The 19,454-nt window shown below is 50.4% G+C and carries 13 protein-coding genes and 1 riboswitch; of the genes, 6 read left to right on the forward strand and 7 right to left on the reverse strand.

The genetic code is table 11. The annotated features are described in order from the left end of the window. The first annotated feature begins 2 nt into the window (after positions 1-2). Positions 3-2,363: a trans-4-hydroxy-L-proline dehydratase gene (gene hypD / locus FCL45_RS02255; RefSeq protein ID WP_136799327.1), complete on the forward strand. Its 2,361-nt coding sequence runs from the start codon at positions 3-5 to the stop codon at positions 2,361-2,363. 162 nt (positions 2,364-2,525) lie between these two features. Here hypD and FCL45_RS02260 read toward each other — a convergent pair whose 3' ends face one another. The 4 genes from FCL45_RS02260 to pta form a co-directional block, all read right to left on the reverse strand. After that, positions 2,526-3,722: an amino acid aminotransferase gene (locus tag FCL45_RS02260; RefSeq protein WP_136799328.1), complete on the reverse strand. Its 1,197-nt coding sequence runs from the start codon at positions 3,720-3,722 to the stop codon at positions 2,526-2,528. A gap of 372 nt (positions 3,723-4,094) precedes the next feature. Beyond that, positions 4,095-4,706 carry a nitroreductase family protein gene (locus FCL45_RS02265; protein ID WP_136799329.1) on the reverse strand — a complete coding sequence of 204 codons (612 nt, stop codon included), beginning with the start codon at positions 4,704-4,706 and terminating at the stop codon, positions 4,095-4,097. Positions 4,707-5,086: 380 nt separating this feature from the next. Continuing rightward, on the reverse strand, positions 5,087-6,295 hold the full coding sequence (locus tag FCL45_RS02270; RefSeq protein ID WP_136799330.1) for an acetate kinase: 1,209 nt from the start codon (positions 6,293-6,295) through the stop codon (positions 5,087-5,089). Then, entirely contained in the window at positions 6,292-8,415 is a 2,124-nt protein-coding gene (gene pta, locus FCL45_RS02275) for a phosphate acetyltransferase (RefSeq protein WP_136799331.1), read from the reverse strand. Before pta ends, FCL45_RS02270 begins: the two co-directional genes overlap by 4 nt. Positions 8,416-9,142: 727 nt before the next feature. Here pta and FCL45_RS02280 point away from each other — a divergent pair. From FCL45_RS02280 to FCL45_RS02300, 5 genes are all read left to right on the forward strand, one after another. Next, positions 9,143-10,228: a TRAP transporter substrate-binding protein gene (locus tag FCL45_RS02280; RefSeq protein WP_136799332.1), complete on the forward strand. Its 1,086-nt coding sequence runs from the start codon at positions 9,143-9,145 to the stop codon at positions 10,226-10,228. A gap of 164 nt (positions 10,229-10,392) precedes the next feature. Beyond that, positions 10,393-10,599: riboswitch (cobalamin riboswitch) on the forward strand. A 120-nt stretch (positions 10,600-10,719) separates the two neighbouring features. Beyond that, positions 10,720-11,712 carry a sirohydrochlorin cobaltochelatase gene (locus tag FCL45_RS02285; RefSeq protein ID WP_136799333.1) on the forward strand — a complete coding sequence of 331 codons (993 nt, stop codon included), beginning with the start codon at positions 10,720-10,722 and terminating at the stop codon, positions 11,710-11,712. Between the two features lie 185 nt (positions 11,713-11,897). Then, positions 11,898-13,520 (forward strand): alpha-keto acid decarboxylase family protein, encoded by a 1,623-nt coding sequence (locus FCL45_RS02290; RefSeq protein ID WP_136799334.1) that lies wholly within the window; start codon positions 11,898-11,900, stop codon positions 13,518-13,520. Between the two features lie 99 nt (positions 13,521-13,619). Further along, on the forward strand, positions 13,620-15,404 hold the full coding sequence (locus tag FCL45_RS02295) for an SLC13 family permease (RefSeq protein ID WP_136799335.1): 1,785 nt from the start codon (positions 13,620-13,622) through the stop codon (positions 15,402-15,404). Between the two features lie 255 nt (positions 15,405-15,659). Beyond that, on the forward strand, positions 15,660-16,154 hold the full coding sequence (locus tag FCL45_RS02300; RefSeq protein WP_136799336.1) for a CBS domain-containing protein: 495 nt from the start codon (positions 15,660-15,662) through the stop codon (positions 16,152-16,154). 37 nt (positions 16,155-16,191) lie between these two features. Here the strand turns inward: FCL45_RS02300 and FCL45_RS02305 are convergent, their stop codons facing one another. The 3 genes from FCL45_RS02305 to FCL45_RS02315 all read right to left on the reverse strand — a co-directional run bounded on the left by FCL45_RS02305 (position 16,192) and on the right by FCL45_RS02315 (position 19,171). Further along, a complete protein-coding gene (locus FCL45_RS02305; protein WP_136799337.1) occupies positions 16,192-16,782 on the reverse strand; it encodes a DNA-3-methyladenine glycosylase I in 591 nt (196 codons plus the stop codon). 226 nt (positions 16,783-17,008) lie between these two features. Continuing rightward, positions 17,009-18,322 carry a Ni/Fe hydrogenase subunit alpha gene (locus tag FCL45_RS02310; RefSeq protein WP_136799338.1) on the reverse strand — a complete coding sequence of 438 codons (1,314 nt, stop codon included), beginning with the start codon at positions 18,320-18,322 and terminating at the stop codon, positions 17,009-17,011. 3 nt (positions 18,323-18,325) lie between these two features. Beyond that, positions 18,326-19,171, reverse strand: coding sequence for an NADH-quinone oxidoreductase subunit B family protein (locus FCL45_RS02315; RefSeq protein WP_136799339.1), 846 nt, complete (start codon positions 19,169-19,171; stop codon positions 18,326-18,328). Positions 19,172-19,454: the final 283 nt, after the last annotated feature.

Genomic DNA, 19,454 nt, shown 5'->3' on the forward strand with positions numbered 1-19,454 from the left:
AGATGAATGAAAGAATTACCCGCCTGCGCAAGTTAAGCTTTGAAACCAAACCGTCAATTTCCATTGAGCGCGCCCTGCTCGAAACAGAATTCTACCAGGAAAACAGTGGTAAATATTCGTTACCTGTACTTCGCGCCCTCAACTTCAAATATCTCTGTGAGAACAAAACTATTTTCATCGGAGACGATGAATTACTGGTCGGCGAGCGCGGCCCCGAACCCAAGGCTGTTCCCACCTTCCCCGAACTGACCTGCCACACGGCGGAAGACCTGCGCACCCTGAACGACCGCACCATGACCAACTACCGGGTTGATGCTGCTGATATTGCGCTTTACGAGGAAAAAGTCATCCCCTACTGGCAGGGCAGATCCATGCGTGACCGGATTTTCAGTGAAATCCCCGAAGAATGGCGAAATGCCTATGAGGCCGGTCTCTTTACAGAATTCATGGAGCAACGCGCACCGGGCCACACCGTTCTCGACGGAATAATCTATGAAAACGGCCTGAACGATTTCAAGACACGCATTCAGGATCGGATCGACAGACTTGATTTCGAAAACGACCCGGAAGCCGCAGATAAACGGGAACAACTCCAGGCCATGGCCATCAGTTGTGATGCCGCAATCATCTTTGCCGAACGCCACGCTGCCTATGCCGAGCAACTCGCAGCGGAGACAACAGTTACCGCCCGCCAGGAAGAACTCCTGGAAATTGCCAGGATCTGCCGCAAAGTTCCTGCCAACAAACCGGATACCTTTCACGAAGCCCTGCAGATGTACTGGTTCGTCCATTTAGGCACAATCACCGAACTCAATGGCTGGGATGCCATGAGCCCCGGCCACATCGACCAGCATCTTCAGCCCTATTACCAGCGTGAAATTCAGGCGGGCACCATCGACCGCGAGAGGGCCAAAGAGCTCATCAGCTGTCTCTGGATCAAAGTCAACAACCACACCGCGCCACCTAAAGTAGGTGTAACCGCTAAAGAGAGTGGAACGTACAACGACTTTACCCAGGTTAATCTTGGCGGTCTGAAAAAAGACGGTACCGACGGCAGCTCGGAGGTGTCTTTCATTGCTCTTGAGGTCGCAGACGAACTGCATCTGCTCCAGCCTCAGCCAAGCGTGCATGTGAGCGTCAAAACCCCCGAGCGGTTTCTGCAGGCGGCAGCCGGGGTCATCAGAAAAGGTTACGGCTACCCTTCGGTATTCAACACTGACATGGTGGTCATGGAGCAGGTGCGGGTGGGAAAAACTTTTGAAGATGCCCGGGAAGGCGGGACCAGCGGCTGCGTTGAAACCGGCGCCTTCGGTAAAGAAGCCTATATTCTCACCGGCTACCTCAACGTGCCCAAGATTCTTGAAATCACCCTGAACAACGGTGTCGACCCACTGACCGGCAAGAAAGTCGGCCTGGAAACCGGAGGAGCCTCTGGCTTTACCTCATTTGACGAATTGTACGAGGCGTTCAGCAAACAGCTCGAGCATGTGGTCAACCTGAAAATCAAGGTCAACAATTACATCGAACGCATGTATGCCCGCTACTCTCCGGCGCCGTTTCTATCTGTGGTTATCCGGGACTGCATTGAAAAGGGCAGGGATTACTACAACGGTGGGCCCCGCTATAACACCAACTACATCCAGTGCTGCGGAATAGGCACCGTCACCGACAGCTTGTCAGCCATCAAAACCCACGTCTTTGAGTCCAAGGTGATCGGAATGGCTGAATTACAGACCGCACTGGAAAACAATTTTGCAGGCAGTGAGCCACTGCGCCTTAAACTCTGGAATAAAACCCCGTTCTTCGGCAATGATGATGAACGGGCTGACAGCATCATGCAGCGCGTTTATGACAGCCTCTTTGAGGCAATTGATGGCAAACCAAACACCAAGGGAACCGTCTACCACCTGAACATGCTGTCCACCACCTGCCATGTCTATTTCGGCAAGATGCTCGGCGCCAGCGCCAATGGTCGCCTCGCCCAGCTACCGCTCTCTGATGGAACATCCCCTTCCCAGGGAGCCGACAGAAACGGCCCTACGGCAGTTATCAAATCGCTCAGCAAGATGGACCAGGTGAAATCAGGTGGAACCCTGCTGAACCAGCGCTTCCTGCCCTCGGTGCTGAAGACCGAACAGGATCTCAAACAGCTCTGTGGGCTGGTGCGTACCTACTTTGCCCTGGGTGGTCATCACATCCAGTTCAACGTGGTCGACACCGCTACCCTGAAAAAAGCCCAGCAGCATCCTGACGAGTACCGCAACCTGCTGGTGCGCGTCGCCGGTTACAGCGATTACTTTACCGACCTCGATAGCGAGCACCAGGCAGAGATTATTTCCCGGACCGAGCAGGAACTCGCCTAGGAATCTGCCGGGCTGAGTCCGACAGGCTTCTGGCCAATATCACTCAAACGGCTTGTGATGTCTTAAAACACCAAAAGGCCGGTTGGAGTCAACTCCAACCGGCCTTTTGCATTTCCAAGCACAGCCCTTTGTAAAATGGCTCTACGAAGGACTGGAGAAATATTACTTCTTCAATGCTTCTGCAATGGAATCACAGACGTAATCGATGTTGCCAGTGGTGAGACCGGCAAGGTTGATTCTGCCGCCGCCCACTACGTAAATCGCTTTATTATCGCGAAGCCAGCTGACGATATCGTCACTCAGGCCACTGAAGGAGAACATACCGCGTTGCTCCTTGATAAAGGAAAAATCACGCTCAACTCCACGGGCGGCAAGACCTTCCACCAATGCGCTGCGCATGGCAACGATGCGGTCACGCATCTCATCGAGTTCACCAATCCACTGGTCATAAAGAGCTGCATCAGCAAGGATAGTTGCCGCAACCAGACCACCGTGGGCAGGCGGGTTGGAGTAGATGACCCGAACAGTGCTCTTCAGATGGCTCATGGCAACCTGAGACTCTTCCTTGGTCGGGCTGATCAGGGTCAAGGCACCAGTACGCTCGTTGTACAAGCCAAAATTCTTGGAAAAGGAACTTGCCACGAAAAAGTCTACGCCAGCCGCTGCAAACTGCTCCACTGCATAGCGGTCAGCCTCAACGCCCGCGCCGAAACCCTGGTATGCGAAGTCCAGAAAAGGAACCCAGCCCTTCTCCTTGCCCAGAGCGACAACCTTGCTCCACTGCTCCTCATTCAGATCCACACCGCTCGGGTTATGGCAGCAGGCGTGCAGCAACACCACATCTCCCGCTGGAACGGTTTCAAGACTTGCCAGCATGGCATCAAAATCGAGGCTCATAGTGGCCGCATCATAATAGGCGTATTCAGCGAGCTCAAAACCTGCCGCACTGAAGATACCCTTGTGATTTGCCCAGGTCGGTTTGCTGATCCAGACTTTGGCCTGTTTTTTGAACTTCTTCAGCAACTCAGCTCCGACCCGAAGTGCACCGGTACCACCAGGTGCATGGACCGTCGCTGCCCGGCCGGAGGTTATAACTTCGCTGTTTTCGCCGAAAAGCAATTTCTGCACAGCGGCACCATACCCCGGATCGCCGGAGATCGGCAGATAACTCTTGGTGGTCTCTTTCTCCACCAGAATTCTCTCAGCAGCCTTAACACTGCCCAATATCGGGGTGTTTCCTGCGTCATCCTTATACACACCAACCCCAAGATTTACCTTAGCCGGATTGGAGTCGTTCTTGAACGCCTCTGTCAGGCCAAGAATGGAGTCCGCCGGTGCGGCCTCAATATTCTTCCACATTTGTGCCTCCGCATCTGATAAAAATGTTCTTTTATATAAAAGAGTCTGTTCCCCGCCCTTTACCGAACACATCGACATGATTGGTGCAATATACGCATTGGAAATTCATGTGCCCCGGAACAGGGAATTCAGGAAAACTGGCGAGGAATACAGCTACATAGCCGCATTAGATTATCACACAATATCAGATTGTTTAAAAAAATGATATCGTATTATCGAAGGTAAACGCTCTTTTTCAAGCGAGACTACCCTGCAGTTGTCACCGGCAATTATAAATAATCCCGGCTTCACTCGGCAACTCCGTATCTCTGACATCGGGGTTTACCTCCAAAGCCAATCACCTGGTGTGCCGGCCAAGGCGTGGAATACAGGCTACTTCAACTCTTTGAGAACATACTCCAGCGATTTCTTCTTCGGCCCCCCAACTTCCTTCTTCGGGTAACCAACCGGTATCACCGCCATGAATTCACCTTGCTCTTCACCGAGGAAGTCCAGGACTTCGGCTTTGATCAGATACAGTATTCCCAGCCAGACACTGCCAAGGCCCAGAGAAGTGGCCGCCAGCATCAGGTTTTCCACCGCAGCGGCAGAGCTCTGGATTTCCATGGTACGAAAGAAGTCCCAGGAACGTTCTTTTTCAATCTGGAATAGATCACTACCGTGGCTGATGAGACTGCCGGTATTTTTTACGGCGATTACCACCGGAGCATTGGCAAGACTGCGTGCGGCCATGCGGAGTATCGCAGCCGAAGGTTTGGGGAAATTCGCACCACTTCTACTTACCAACTGGGAAAGTTCCTGCTTCTTTTCCCCCTGTAGCACAATAAATTGCCAGGACTGTTGATTATGTGCTGACGGAGCCTGGTTGGCTGCATCGAGTATGGTTTTGATCGTCTCCTCATCAACCGGCGTGTCCTCAAACTGGCGCACCGAATGGCGGGAGTAAATTGTCTGTAAAGTCGGGTTCATCGGAGAATTATCCATGGGTCGATCCTTGACTATGCAATGAGTTCGTTATGATGTCTAGACGTGTTTGTCGATTGTTTCCGTTATTTGAAGTCTGAAGTGCAAGCTATGAGCTTTCGCCGGATATCGGATAGCTGGAAAGATGATACCTCGGGAATGTGCAAAGAGTACATCAGGGCAGCCTGAAAACTTGAGGCTGTAAAACCGATCATTCTTTTTGCCCAGGTTGATAGCCGCCTGGAAACAGAAACACTATTATCATTATTGCCATGTCAAAGCAAGCAAGAGGGTGGCTGGAAGCACAAACATTAACGAACAACCCATGCCTGTCCCTCTAACAAAAAAGCCCGCACCCCGGAAGGAGGTACGGGCTAGTAATCACTTTGCAAGCGACAGGTTTACTTACCGACAATGCCGACTGCCTGGCGTGCGATTGCCAGCTCTTCATTGGTAGGGATACCCCAGATCTGCACCTTGCTCTCGGGGGTGCTGAGCAGGGTCGGCTTCTTCACGCGCTGGGCGTTTTGCTTCTGATCAAGAATGATACCGAACGGCTCAAGTCCTTCCACGGACTTGGCCCGAACTAAATCATCGTTCTCGCCGATACCGGCAGTAAAGACAATGGCGTCAACCTTGCCGAGCGCTGCCATGTAGGCTCCGATATATTTACGGTTTCTGTAGGTCTGCACCTCAAAAGCCAGCTTCGCTTTTTCGTCACCTTTATCGATGGCATCGTGGATATCACGCATATCGCTCATTCCGCAAAGCCCCATCAGGCCAGACTCCTTGTTCAGCATGTCATCGATCTGATCGATATTCATACCACAATTCCTGGCAAGAAAAGGGAAGATCGCAGGATCGATATCACCACTGCGGGTACCCATTACCAAACCTTCAAGCGGAGTCAGACCAAGGGTGGTGTCGATGGACTTGCCCTTCTCAACTGCGGTCATGGAACTGCCATTACCGAGGTGGATAGTGATGATGTTCAACTCTTCCGGCTTCTTACCCATCAACCGGGCGCATTCTCCTGCCACGAAGGCATGGGAGGTACCGTGAAAACCGTAACGACGTACGCGATGCTTCTCGTACATTTCGTACGGCAGGGCATAATGGAAAGCATGCGCCGGAATGGTCTGATGAAAAGCGGTATCAAAAACTGCGACCTGGGCAGCATCGGGGAACAGTTCGCGAGCAACCATGATACCATCGAGGTTTGCGGGGTTATGCAGGGGAGCCAGGGGCACACACTTTTCAATAGCAGCAAGAACTTCATCGGTTACCAGGGTCGGCTGATGGAACTCCTCACCACCGTGAACAACCCTGTGCCCAACAGCATCAATGTCGCTTGAATCGGCAATAACACCTTTATCCGCATCGGCGAGCAGTTCAACAGCTTTACGCATGCCCTGCTCATGGTTCACGACTTCTGCTTCTATTTTGATGACTTCCTCAGCATCTGTGTCAGGCCTGAGTTCACACTTAACGAGTCCCATCGGCTGACCGATTCGCTCGACTATTCCTGCAGCCAGTACAGACTCATCCTGCATATCCAGCAGCTGAAATTTAATAGTTGAGCTCCCTGAGTTGATAACTAATACTTTCACTTTAAACCCTCTTTTTCTGCTTGTGCCTGAATGGCGGTTATAGCTACTGTGTTAACAATATCCTCCACGGTGCATCCTCTGGACAGATCGTTAACAGGCTTATTCAATCCCTGCAGTATCGGCCCGATGGCCACGGCGTTTGCCGAGCGCTGAACCGCTTTGTATGTATTGTTGCCGGTGTTGAGATCCGGAAAGGTAAAAACTGTCGCCCGGCCTGCAACCAGAGAGCCGGGGAGTTTGGTGGCTGCCACATCCGGGTCTATTGCCGCGTCATATTGAATCGGCCCTTCAAGAGGCAGATCCAGCCCCCGCTCAGCGATCAGCTCGCGTGCAATGGCCGTAGCTTCAATGATGCGCTCAACATCTTCACCCTTGCCTGAGCTGCCGGTGGAATAACTGAGCATGGCAACCCGTGGCTCAACCCCGAAAATTCGGGCGGTCTCCGCTGAGCTGATAGCTATTTCGGCGAGCTGCCTCGAAGTCGGGTTCGGATTTACGGCACAATCGCCATAGACCAGAACACGATCGCGCAAGCACATGATGAAGACCGATGAAACAACTGTAAATCCCGGCTTGGTCCTGATAAATTCAAAAGCTGGCCGAATGGTGTGTGCCGTGGTGTTTTCGGCACCGGATACCATGCCATCAGCCAGCCCCTTATGCACCATCATGGTACCAAAGTAGGTAGGGTCAGACATTCTGTCACGGGCCACTTCTTCTATCACACCTTTATGCTTACGAAGTTCAACGTACTCCGTGACAAATGAGTCAAGCAGGCTTGAGCGCGCCGGATCTATAATTTCAACCCATTTGAGATCCAGCCCACAGCCCGTGGCCCGCATACGAACCTCTTCCTCGCTGCCCAGAAGCACCAGGTTGGCGACTCCGCGACGCTGGAGGATATCCGCCGCCTGCAGGATTCGGTCACAGGTGCCTTCCGGTAAAACTATACGCTGCAGATTCCGGCTCGCCTTCTCGAGCAGCGCAAACTCAAACATTTTTGGTGTTACCCGGCTCGGTCTGGTGGTGACGATGCTCCTGCCAAGCTCTTTGGTGTCAACATGTTTGGTAAACTCACCCATGGCAGTGGCTATCCTGCGGGTGTCGTGGGGCTCGATATAACCATACAGTTCCCCCACACGCTCTATGGTCTGGTAGGTATGCCCGGCAACGGAAAGAATCGGCACCGGTACCGTTGAGCTTAGCCCCTGCAGGAGCCGCAGGACATTCTCCGACGGCAACAGGTCACCTGTCAGTATGATTCCCGAAATGTCCGGATACGTGGTTGAAAGCCGGGATGCGATGGTGGAGAGAATGATATCACTTCGATCACCCGGGGTGATGATCATTGAACCCGGCTTGATATACTGGAGATAATTGCCGATCTGCATGGCAGCTACCACATAGTTTTCCACCAGGGTGGTCATCCCCTCTTCACCGTACATGGTACGGGCACCGAGCCAACGCTTAACGTCTCCGACAGTTGGATTGCTCAGCTCATGATGCTCTGGAATGACATAGAGCGGCAGACTCGCTTGTCCTTTTCTTGCCTTCACTCTGCTGAAATTTTCAGCCCGCACATCTTCCGCTGCCCTGTTGACGATGCAGGCCATCACATCGACACCCTCATCGGCCAGAGTATCCAGGCTCAATTGAGTGAGGCGTACCAGTTCTTCAGTCTCTTTCTTTCTGCCTGAACAGATGAGTAAAACCGGAGCACCGAGGTTAGCCGCAATACTTGTGTTCAGTGCTGATTCAAAGGCGATATCCTTGCCACGGAAATCGGTGCCGTCACAGAGAACAAAATCAAACTCTGCCTTGAGTGCGTTGTATTTGTTTAAGATGATGTCGTGAAGCAATGCCTCCTGGCCGGAGTTGCTCAACTCCTGCGCTTCCTGAAGAGTGAGGCCGTAGGCATCGTCGTAATTGATATCCAGATCAAAGTGCTCAATGACCAGATTGATTACCGGATCTTCCCAACCCGGCTCTGGTTCCTGAATCACCGGACGGAAGAAAGCAACCCGATCAATTGATTTCAGCAACATCTGCATCACTCCAAGCAGAACAGCCGACTTCCCACTCCGCTCTTCTGTGGCCGTGATATACAAATTGGTCGACATAGTCTCTCCGTTTTATTCTAAGCAAAAACAACCTGAAAGCATGATCTCGTTTACCGTCGTATGTTGACAACAGATGATATGGATGGCGGCAGCATGCAAAACGACGTTGAATTACTGGAAGTATAATCACCAAAACCTGCTGCACCACCAGAACAGGAAGAAGAGCATATGACAACGCAAACACACTCACAATATATCATCTGAAATCGGCTGACATATTATCCGAGAAGCATGGGAGAAACAATACTTTTCACGCCATTTCAGATAGAAACCAGGTTTTCCATAATACCAAGTTACCACATCTCGCCCAGTGCATTGCCTTTCGTCTAGATATTCTACTGTTTTACCATTTCGCCTCTAATCATTTGAAGATCAGCAGATCACAGTCCACGGCCAACCCCTTGATATTGAGTTCCGATCACATTGCACGCATTGGTACGACCTTTATTTTCGCAATGGTCTGACCTTTTTTGTTCTGCATTTTCGATTCAACCGTTCCACCTCGCTTCAAGCCTCTTCCCTGACATACAACGACCTCTTTTTTTCTTTTTTACCTGACCAATAAAGGGTATATACCTATATTCAGTTATCGACCGATTGCCGGAACCAATCGGCTTGGGGGTTCTGCCAGGTAACTACAGCAGTATCGTTGTCATTTTCATTTCAGGTATGTTAGCAGCTACTTCTTCAACTGAAGTTAAGCCTTTCATCCAAAGGAGGAGAACTCATGAAAGTGTTTCTGCGTCTGTTTAGTTTCTGCCTTGCCCTGACAATCTGCACCCTCCCTGCCACATCTGCACTGGCAGAAAAGAAAATCCGCTGGAAACTTGCAATGACCTGGTCCTCAACCCTCACCCCATTTGCCACAGCGCCATTAAATCTCGCCAAGATGGTGGAAGAAATGAGTGACGGCAATTTTGTCATTCGTGTTGAAGGGGCCGAAAAGCATAAAGCGGCTCTGGGTATCCTCGATATGACCAAAGGCGGCCAGTATGAAATGGGACACACTGCCTCCTATTATTGGAAAGGTAAGGATATCACCACTGTCTTCTTCTGCACCGTACCTTTTGGCATGAACGTCAATGAGCAGAATGCCTGGTTTTACCACGGCGGTGGTATGGAATTAATGAAAAAGACTTATGACAAGTTTGGTGTTCTAAGCTTTCCCGGTGGCAATACCGGTGTCCAGATGGGTGGCTGGTTTCAGAAAGAAATTAACTCCCTTGAAGACCTGAATGGCCTCAAAATGCGTATTCCAGGGCTGGCCGGTGAAGTCTTTGCCAAGCTTGGTGTCAATGTAACCAATATCCCCCCGGGTGAACTGTATACTTCTCTTGATCGCGGCACAATCGATGCCCTTGAGTGGGTCGGCCCCGCCATGGATATCAAAATGGGCTTTCACAAGATCGCCCCATATTACTATACCGGCTGGCATGAACCTGCCACAGAGCTGCAATTTCTGATCAACAAGGACGCCTTTGAAAAACTGCCCAAATCATATCAGACCATGTTGATAGCCGCCATGAAAGCGGTCACCGCCGATATGTATACCGATAATTTTGCAGGCAGCGTAGACGCCTGGGCCCAGATGAAAACGGAATACCCGAATATCGAAGTGAAGACCTTTCCAACACCTGTTCTCAAGGCCATGAAACAGGCTGCAGATGAGTTGTATGATTCATATGCAGCTGAAAATCCGGATTTTAAAGAAGTACTTGAGTCCCAGCGTGCATATATGGCCAAGGCAAGAGCCTGGATCAACATTTCAGAGTACAACTACCTGCAGACAGCCAAAGCCTTGACTGAGGAGTAAAGGTACAGGTATCTTCCCGTACCCCCGCCTCACACATTACAGGCTGCCGGAGTTTACTTCCCATCCGGCAGCCCCATTTCCTGCCACCCATCTCACCGTCTGCATACCACAAATGCTCCTAATCATTGTCAAATAAATATTGACTTTTGAGCTTTCTCCATTCAAAATGTTGCTGTTTTCAGGTGCCTTTGTGCCGAAGAGGGAACCCTGTGTAAATCAGGGACGGGCCCGCCGCTGTAACCGGGGACAATTACTGCAATTATGTCACTGGCCGTTTATGGAGTTTGTAATATTTCATCACTCCTGGTTGGGAAGACGCAGTAAACGATTGATCCGGAAGTCAGAAGACCTGCCTGGAAAACAGAGACGATTCTTCCGTGGACAAGGAGAATTGACCTAGATACGTGGTGATACAGGGCATCCCCGGATCATTTGATCATTCTGATCAACGTAAAGGTTCGGAACACCCGGCCACAATCCAGGAGAATTTTATGAAATTCAGCCGCTCATTGTATCTTGCAGTTACCCTCATGCTGCTTCTCTTCAGCTCCACCAGTGCTTTTTCTTCAGGCAAAACCGGCAACCATGCCAACCCCAAGACGGCCATAGTCGTTGCCCATTTCGGTAGCACCGTACCCGCCGCTTTACAATCGATCACCAATATCACCGATGCAGTGCGGGGTGCCTATCCGGAAACCGAGGTCCGCATCACCTTCACCTCAAACATTATTCGCCGGGTCTGGAAACAACGACAGGCAGAGCCTCAGCAGTGGCTCGACAAAGGGATCCCCGAAGAAGTGCTGTATGTAAAGAACTTTATCGCCACCGTTGGAGATCTGTTAGAAGATGGCTACACCAACATCATCGTCCAACCCACCCACATTTTCTATATGGAGCAGTCATACGACCTGCAGCAATACGTCAATGCGCTGGGCTCCATCAACACCATGAAAGAACGCTGGAAGCCTATTAATTCTATTGTTATGGGCCGTCCGGCACTCGGTAAGCCCGGCGACATCTACCCATACCATGAGGATGTGGACAAGGTTATTCAGACCCTGGCCGGCAACGTTGAACAGGCCCGGAAAAATAACTCCATGCTGGTATATATGGGCCATGGCAATAAATACTGGTCGACTGGCATCTATGCCGAAACTCAGAAGAAAATGCGCGAACTCTATCCTGACATCGAAACGTATATTGGGGTTGTTGAAGGATCTCCGTCCGTTGAAGACGTGCTCGCCCAGATGAAAGAATCAGATAAAAAACAGGTAACCCTGGTTCCCTTTATGATCGTTGCCGGAGACCATGCTGTCAACGATATGGCAGGTGATGAGGAGGATTCCTGGAAATCTATCCTGGTCCAGGCAGGTTATGAAGTAACTCCGATACTGCAGGGGCTCGGGTCAAATGATGACTTCGCCAAAATATTTGTCTCCCATATCGCCGATGCCGCCAACGAGGCAGGAATAGAGATACGATAAGAACCCGGATATCTAGCTCAGACAACCCTGAACACCCGCCACGGGGCATCATGATTTTACCTGATGTCCCGTTTTTTTTATTCTGCCCTCCTCCTACCGTCCCCAAGTCATTTCTTGAGCCTGCCAAAAATGAAGTATAGTTAAGGTACGTGCTCTTTTACCTTTCCATCTTACAGGGAGAAATAATGAAACTTTCTCATTATCTTTTCAGTCGCCTTGAACAGTACGGCGTTCGTTGTACTTTTGGCATTCCTGGTGATTTTGCCCTTCCTCTCTACGCGGAACAGGCTGCTTATGGCATGCAAACAGTTGTCTGCACTCATGAACCCAGCTGTGTTTTTGCTGCAGATGCGTACTCCCGACTCAAAGGTTTTGGTGCCGTGCTTACCACCTACAGCGTCGGCGGCCTCAATATGATCAACCCGATGGCCATGGCCTATGCCGAAAATTCACCGGTCGTGGTCATCAGTGGCGCACCTAATGTCTGCGGGAGAAAAACTGAGCCTTCTTTTCATCACCTTGTAAAAGATTATGGCAGTCAGCATAGAATATTCAAAGAGGTTACCTGCGCCACAGCAGCACTTAACGAAGCAGCAACCGCAGCAGACGAAATTGATCGCGTACTCACCGCCTGCCTGGCTGAGAAGAGACCCGGTTACCTTGAAATCCCCATCGACATGACTTCAGTCGAAATACCGACTCCTCCTAAACCATCCGCGCCGGATCAAGATAGACCTGTCAATACCGCCGCGATCATTGAGGCAGCCGGTGAAATTTCTGCCGCCCTTGAAAAGGCCCGGCGTCCTGTGCTCTACGCCGGGGTTGGTATTCGCAGGCACGCCTTGATGGATGCAGTTCGCACCATTTCCGAATCGTGGCTGCTTCCTGTGGTCTCCTCTGTAATGGGCAAAGGGGCATTCCCAGAATCCCACCCCCATTTTGCCGGCATCTATATGGGAGAAATGGGGAGCAAACTCGCCCGTGAGACTCTCGAAGGTGCTGATCTTATTCTCTCTGTAGGGGTAATCTACTCAGACGTTAATACCGGCTTCTGGACCGCTCACCTCGAATCCTCGAACATACTCGAGATTCGCGACTCAGAGGTTCGGATATCACACCACATCTATCCCCAGCTCCCCATAGCCCCGCTTATGCAACTCCTGGCGAGCACCAGACCGGATAGTGCCAGAAAACCGGGAGTCCATCTGGTGAAAGATAAAACTTTGGTAACAGTAGATATAGATGAATCTGCACCGCTCAATACCGCGGCCCTGATTCAATGTCTGAAAACCATTGATCAATCGAAATTCAGCTATCTTGCTGATGTCGGCGATGCCTGGTTTGCAGGGCTTGAGCTCAACGCGGATATTTTTATGGCACCCGGCTACTACGCCTCAATGGGTTTCGCTGTTCCCGGCGCCCTGGGGGCAGCAATGGCAGCTCCTGATCTTCGGCCACTGGTGCTGGTTGGCGACGGAGCGTTTCAGATGACCGGCAGTGAACTCTCTACCCTGGTGGCCCAGGGCCACAAACCGATAGTGCTTGTTTTAAACAATGGATATTACAAGATGCTCGCCGCCCTCGATCAACACAGAGACTACTACAACCTGGCCCATTGGGATTATGTCGCGTATGCGGAAGCTCTGGGTTGTCCCGGTGTCCGTGTTCAGACTGCGGCTCAACTCAATCGTGCTCTTCACCACGCCTGCACGATAGATGGTCCTTATCTCATAGAAGCAATTCTCAGTAGGGAAGATCACGCACCAATGATGCGCCGCATAAAGGAGTACTTCACATCACTTAAATAATGATAATTATTTCATTCACCAACATCATAACCTGTCAAAAAAAATCACCGGACAACATCGCCGGCTAAAAGGTACACCTGCATCCTCAGAGGACCTGGTATGGAAACCTGGATTATCACCGCGCTACTCATTGTAACGCTCTACCTGCTTATCTCTGAGAAAATCTCGGTGGACCTGACCGCTATCGGTATCATGGTGACCCTGGTGGTCAGCGGTATCCTCACTCCTCGAGAGGCAGTCGCCGGCTTCGCCAATCCCGCCGTTATCACCGTTGGTGCCATGTTTGTGGTGAGTAAGGGAATGATGCGTACGGGGGGCGTTGAGTTCCTTGGCAGACAGGTAATTCATTTCGCAAATGGGAGTTCTCTGCTGGCCCTCACCCTGATCCTGATAACCGTTGCCATCGCCTCTGCTTTTATCAATAATACTCCGGTGGTTATCCTCTTCATCCCGGTGGTGATGGCAATGTGTTGTGAATTTGGCCTGAGCCCTTCAAAGTTCCTGATCCCGGTTTCCTACGCCTCTATTCTTGCCGGCACCTGTACCCTTATCGGTACCTCCACCAATATCATCATCAGTGATCTCAGCAATGAATATGGCTACGGTGCGCTCACCATGTTTGAACTCTCTATTATCGGCGCGCCCATAGCCATTATTGGTATTCTCTTTTTGATTATTGCCGCGCCACGCGTATTGCCTGAACTGGCAAACCCGATCTGCAATATCGAAGACGGCTCCCATCGCCAGTACCTTGCTGAACTCAAGATCCGCCCGGACAGTAAGCTGGTGGGCAAGCCCGCCAACACACTGTTTCGCGACAAGCACCCCAACCTTGAGGTACTCGAGGTTATTAATAAAAGTCACATTTATTATCCGGGACGAGATACCATAACCATTACAGGCGATGATATCCTGCTGGTGAAGAGCTCACTCAATGACCTGGTTGCTATCCTGCATAATGAGGAGGTCGAGCTACCCTCTTCTGAAACCGGGCTGCTGCTGGGAGCACAAAAGGATGCGCCTATAGTGGTGGAGCTGATAATTTCCGCGCATTCTCCCCTGCGCGGCAGGCGACTGGCAAACACTGACCTGGCCAAAGACCCTGATGTGCATATCATCGCCGTTAAGCGGAGCAACCTTCATCTTACCGAGAGGCAAATCCATGATATTCGCCTGCAGACCGGCGATATCATTTTAATCTGGTGTTCTGAAAGTAAACTCGACACTATTCGCTCCGATCAGGAATGTATCGTTATTGAAGACGTCTACGAAGAGATTGTTCACAAGAGAAAAGCCATCTGGTCGATAGTGAACTTCATAGGCATGGTGGTGACCGCGACGCTTGGTTTTGCCGACATAATGACCTGTGCCCTGACCGCTGCCTTCCTGATGATCATCACCGGCTGCCTGCAGATGCGTGACGCGTACCGCGCACTGCAGGCGGATGTGCTGATGCTTATTGCCGGCACCATCGCCCTTGGTGCAGCCATGGCCAAAACCGGCACCAGCCAGCTTTACGCCGAAGCCTTTCTCAGCCTTTTTTCGGATATGTCCCCCACCCTCGTCCTGGGGGGCATGATCCTGCTCACCTCTATCTCAACCCAGATACTCAGCAACAACGCCACCGCCGTATTACTGCTGCCCATTGCAATCTCTACCGCACTTGGAATCGGGGTTGACCCAAAGCCCTTTATCATCGGAATCTGCATAGGTGCCAGCGCCTGTTTCGCAACCCCTGTCGGCTACCAGACCAACCTGATGGTCTACGGTCCCGGCGGGTACAGGTTCAAGGACTACCTCAAGCTGGGCATCCCGCTGAACATATTTGTGGTGCTGGCCGGCATGCTGCTGATCCCTGTAATCTGGCCATTCCATCTTTCCTGAACAAAACCGGGCAACCGCTTGCTGTATCGGGTTTGAATGTATTTTCAGCACATTGTGCTACATCGCAGTAGTTTTACCCAGGGAGAAGACGGGGGGTAGCATAATTTCTATTTTACTGATATTTTTGAGTATTAAATTTGATCAACTTGCCATTCCTATGCTATCATGCTGTCATAACAATTAATTGCTGCAGTTATCGATTCTTGCCCTCTCACCCTTCACAGGATAGACCTTTTAAAATCATCTGGAGGTTGCATGAAAGTACGAGACATAATGGAGCCGTTAGATAACTGGCTGACTCCTGAGATGACCGTTCTCGACGCAATCGAGACCATGAAACACTCAAGGCGTTCCCACGGCTTATCACTCAACGCCATCATAGTGCTGGACAGTGAACAGAAACTGGTCGGTATCGTCTCCACCACAGACATCCTGAGACTGCTTATCCCTTCGTATATGTATCTTGATGGACTGATGGACGACAATTCAAGTTGGGAGACAATGCGCGCTGACAGAACTGAACGCGCCAGGTCATTGCATGTTCGGGATATCATGACCGAGAATGTTCAGGTGATCAACCTCAACGATTCCATCATGCGCTGTGCCGACATTATGCTGGTGGAACAAATGCGCAGAATGCCGGTGATTGGTACAGAAGGCAAGGTGCTGGGAGTCGTCTACCTGCGTGATGTATACAAAACCATCACCGATATCCTCTGTAGTCCCACGGAAGGGGTTGCAAATTACTGATTCAGTATTTTAGCCTGGCAGGAAACCCGCGACCCGTTTATTGCGCTGGGCCTGCCAGGGCAGCAACCTGTTCCCTGCGATAACAGCCTGGGTCGTGGTCGTTGACCATCCCGATCGCCTGCATATATGCATAGATGATTGTCGGCCCAACAAATGACATCCCCCGCTTTTTGAGATCTTTTGAAATCTTTTCAGAAAGCTCTGTTTTGGCAGGTATTTCTTGTCTATCACTATATTCGTGCTGTAGCGGATTATTGCCTACCCAAGCCCAGAGATACTTTGAAAAACTTTCGAATTCTTCTGCAATTTCCAGGAATACCTTTGCGTTTGTAATTACCGAATTGATCTTCAGTTTGTTGCGGATAATTCCCACATCCACAAGCAACTCTGCGACTTTCTTCTCACCATATAGCGCAACCACCGCAATCTCAAAATTGTCAAAAGCCTGGATAAAATTTTCTCGCTTTTTAAGAATCGAAAGCCAGGACAATCCTGCCTGCATTCCTTCCAAAACAAGCATTTCAAACAGTAACCGATCATCATAGACCGGCACGCCCCAGTGATTGTCGTGGTAGTCGATATATTCAGGGGAGTTCATATCACACCATGAGCACCGTTGCTTTGTCATTATCACTCCAAAATTCTCTATATTCGTATTCAATGCTTTTCAGCCGATTCAGCCAGGACCAGCCATTATAACATATCCTTTCCTGCTGATCAGTTTATCGACTGGATTGAAAAAAAAAAGCGGCACAACCGATTATCCGGTTGTGCCGCTTTCAAATGTTGATGCGATTTCCATGCTGCTTTCAAAACCTATAGCTTGCAGCAATCACAGAACGCTTTTCGAATACTTAATGGGTCGCGCAAGCAATACATGGATCGAAAGCCCGCACGACCCACCCCATTGCACTGTCGAGGCCCATATCTATTCTATCTTCATGGACAAAACGTTTGGCCATGGTGGTCAAGGCCCGCTCGATAGAGAAGTTGTTATGCACTGTCGGAATGACAAACTCCACGTTAACGATCAGACCATTCTCGATCTGATAATGATGAATAAGCGGTCCCCGAGGTGCCTCAACCAGGCCATAGCCAAAACCATCGCGCGGCTCTACAGGTACACTCATCTCACCATCCATCAGGTTCTCTGCCAGCAGCCTGTCCGCACGCTCAAGACCATTAATCAGTTCAATTCCACGACAGAGGTCAAAAAGCAGAATCTGGTGGGCAGGTGAGCCGAACTGTACACGGAAACGCTCAAGATAACCGTTGGCAATGGGCGTGCCCATTGACTCGATCAGGTTCATACGTGCCAGACTGTTAGCGCGAATGGGCAAATCATTGAATGAAGTCTTGGCGGAAAAGCTGTCCTGCACCTGATGAAATTGCAGATTCTCACGAAAATCTTCCGGCCTGAAAGTAACGGTCTCTGAGCCATCCGATTTCTGCATGGTCACATGATCAACCGGGCGGGTCGGATCATTCTTATCCACAGCAATCATATAGTAAAAAGGGTCGTCTCCTTCCCAGTCGCCAACTGCTTTGGTCATTTTCTGACTCAATTGCCAGTATTCGTCAAAAAGACTGCAGGCGATGGGAATTGCCGCCTTGATCTTCTTGCGCATTTCTTTGGCCGCAGCTTTGTCGATACCAGAGACAACTCCGCCGACAACAGCTTTTACAGGATGAATGAACTGGCCACCTGCTATGGCAATCAACTCGGTACCAATTTTGCGGACAGCCATGGCTTTTTTGCTGATACTGCCGAGGACATCCTTACTTGCACTTTCATCGGCTCCGAAAATTGAGGTGGCCTGTAGTTTATCCGGCAGGGTAAAAAAGAACAGTGAAGTTGCCTGGTTTTGTACCAGCTGGCCAACCATCATCAAATGACGAATTTTCTCAGCAACAGGGGGAGGTTTGACGTCATAGGCATCTTCCAGCGCTTCCACCGCCGCAAGATGATGAGAAGTGGAACAGACGCCACATACCCGTGGGACAATCACCGGCATCTGCTCGGCTGGCATCCCTTTTAGAAATTGTTCAAAACCTCTGTATTCCTGCGCAAGAAAGCGAGCGTTCAGGACTTTGCCATGATCGAGGTTCACCACAACTTTAGCGTGGCCCTCTATTCGGGAAATCGGAAATTGAATTGTAGTAGACATTTTTTACAGCACCTTCTCCTTTGGACGACTTTCAAGTTCTGTTTCGGTATAGTCGGAAAACTGGAACAGGAACAGCGCGAGGTGCGGGGACCTCAGTGCCTCGTTAATCTCTTCTGGATCAATATCAGTCATCCGCCGGAATACATTTGCAAGACTCTCAAACCAGGCGTTTGCATCTTTCTCAATGAGATTATTGGAAGGTCCCCGGCAACCAACACAAGGGAAACCAGCTTTAGGACATGGCGCACCGCAACCGTTTCTGGTCGAGGTGCCCACACAGAGTTGCCCCTGCTTTACCAGACAGACGTTCGGATCCTCATCCTTGTGGATAGATTCAGTGAGTTTGGTAGGTCTCAGGTCTTTCGGTTTTCTTCTGCCGCATTCCTTGCATACAATCGAGGTTGTCTTCAGGGATCCTGGGTCATTAAGAAGCTTCACGTAGAGATCCGGTACCGGCGGGCAACCCGGAAGGTAGATATCCACCTCAGCTTCAGTATCAATCGGTTTGCACTTGGGCAACATTCTGGGGACCCGGCCCTGATGGGTTGTCGCCAAAAAGTGTTTCCTGATATCATGGCGGTCTCCAAGGCCAGCAACACCGCCTGAGATAGCACAGGTACCTACGGCAACAATTTTTTTCACCTTGCTCGCCGCTTCTCTGAGCTTAAAAAGATCTTCATCCGTTCTGATACCACCGGTTACGAGCAATATATCAACTTCCGGAACATCATGGGTGGAAACCACCAACGGCATATAAGCGAGTTTAGCGAGATCGAGTTCGTCTCCTGCGTTCAAGAGAGAGACTTCACACCCGGCGCAGCCTGTTAGCTGCAGGACAGCAAATTGCATAGTTCCTCCATCTTCATAATCTATAGAAATGACTCTTGATATCCTGCTAACGACTACATCTTGCCAAGAATTGAGCGATCACACACATAAGCTTCACTTAAGTTTAAGATCGTTAGGCTTTTCTGAATTCGCAAACCCTTCTACACGGACATAAGTAGCAGGGGACTACAGCAGAGGACAAGAGGTTGGTTATTAAAAAAGGTACCAATACAGTGAATTGCTTCCCTCACTGGTTGCACATTAACGAGAGGCAAAGATACAAGAGCACTCTCGAAAAGGCAAG

Source organism: Desulfosediminicola ganghwensis (assembly GCF_005116675.2).
GTDB lineage: Bacteria > Desulfobacterota > Desulfobulbia > Desulfobulbales > Desulfocapsaceae > Desulfopila > Desulfopila ganghwensis.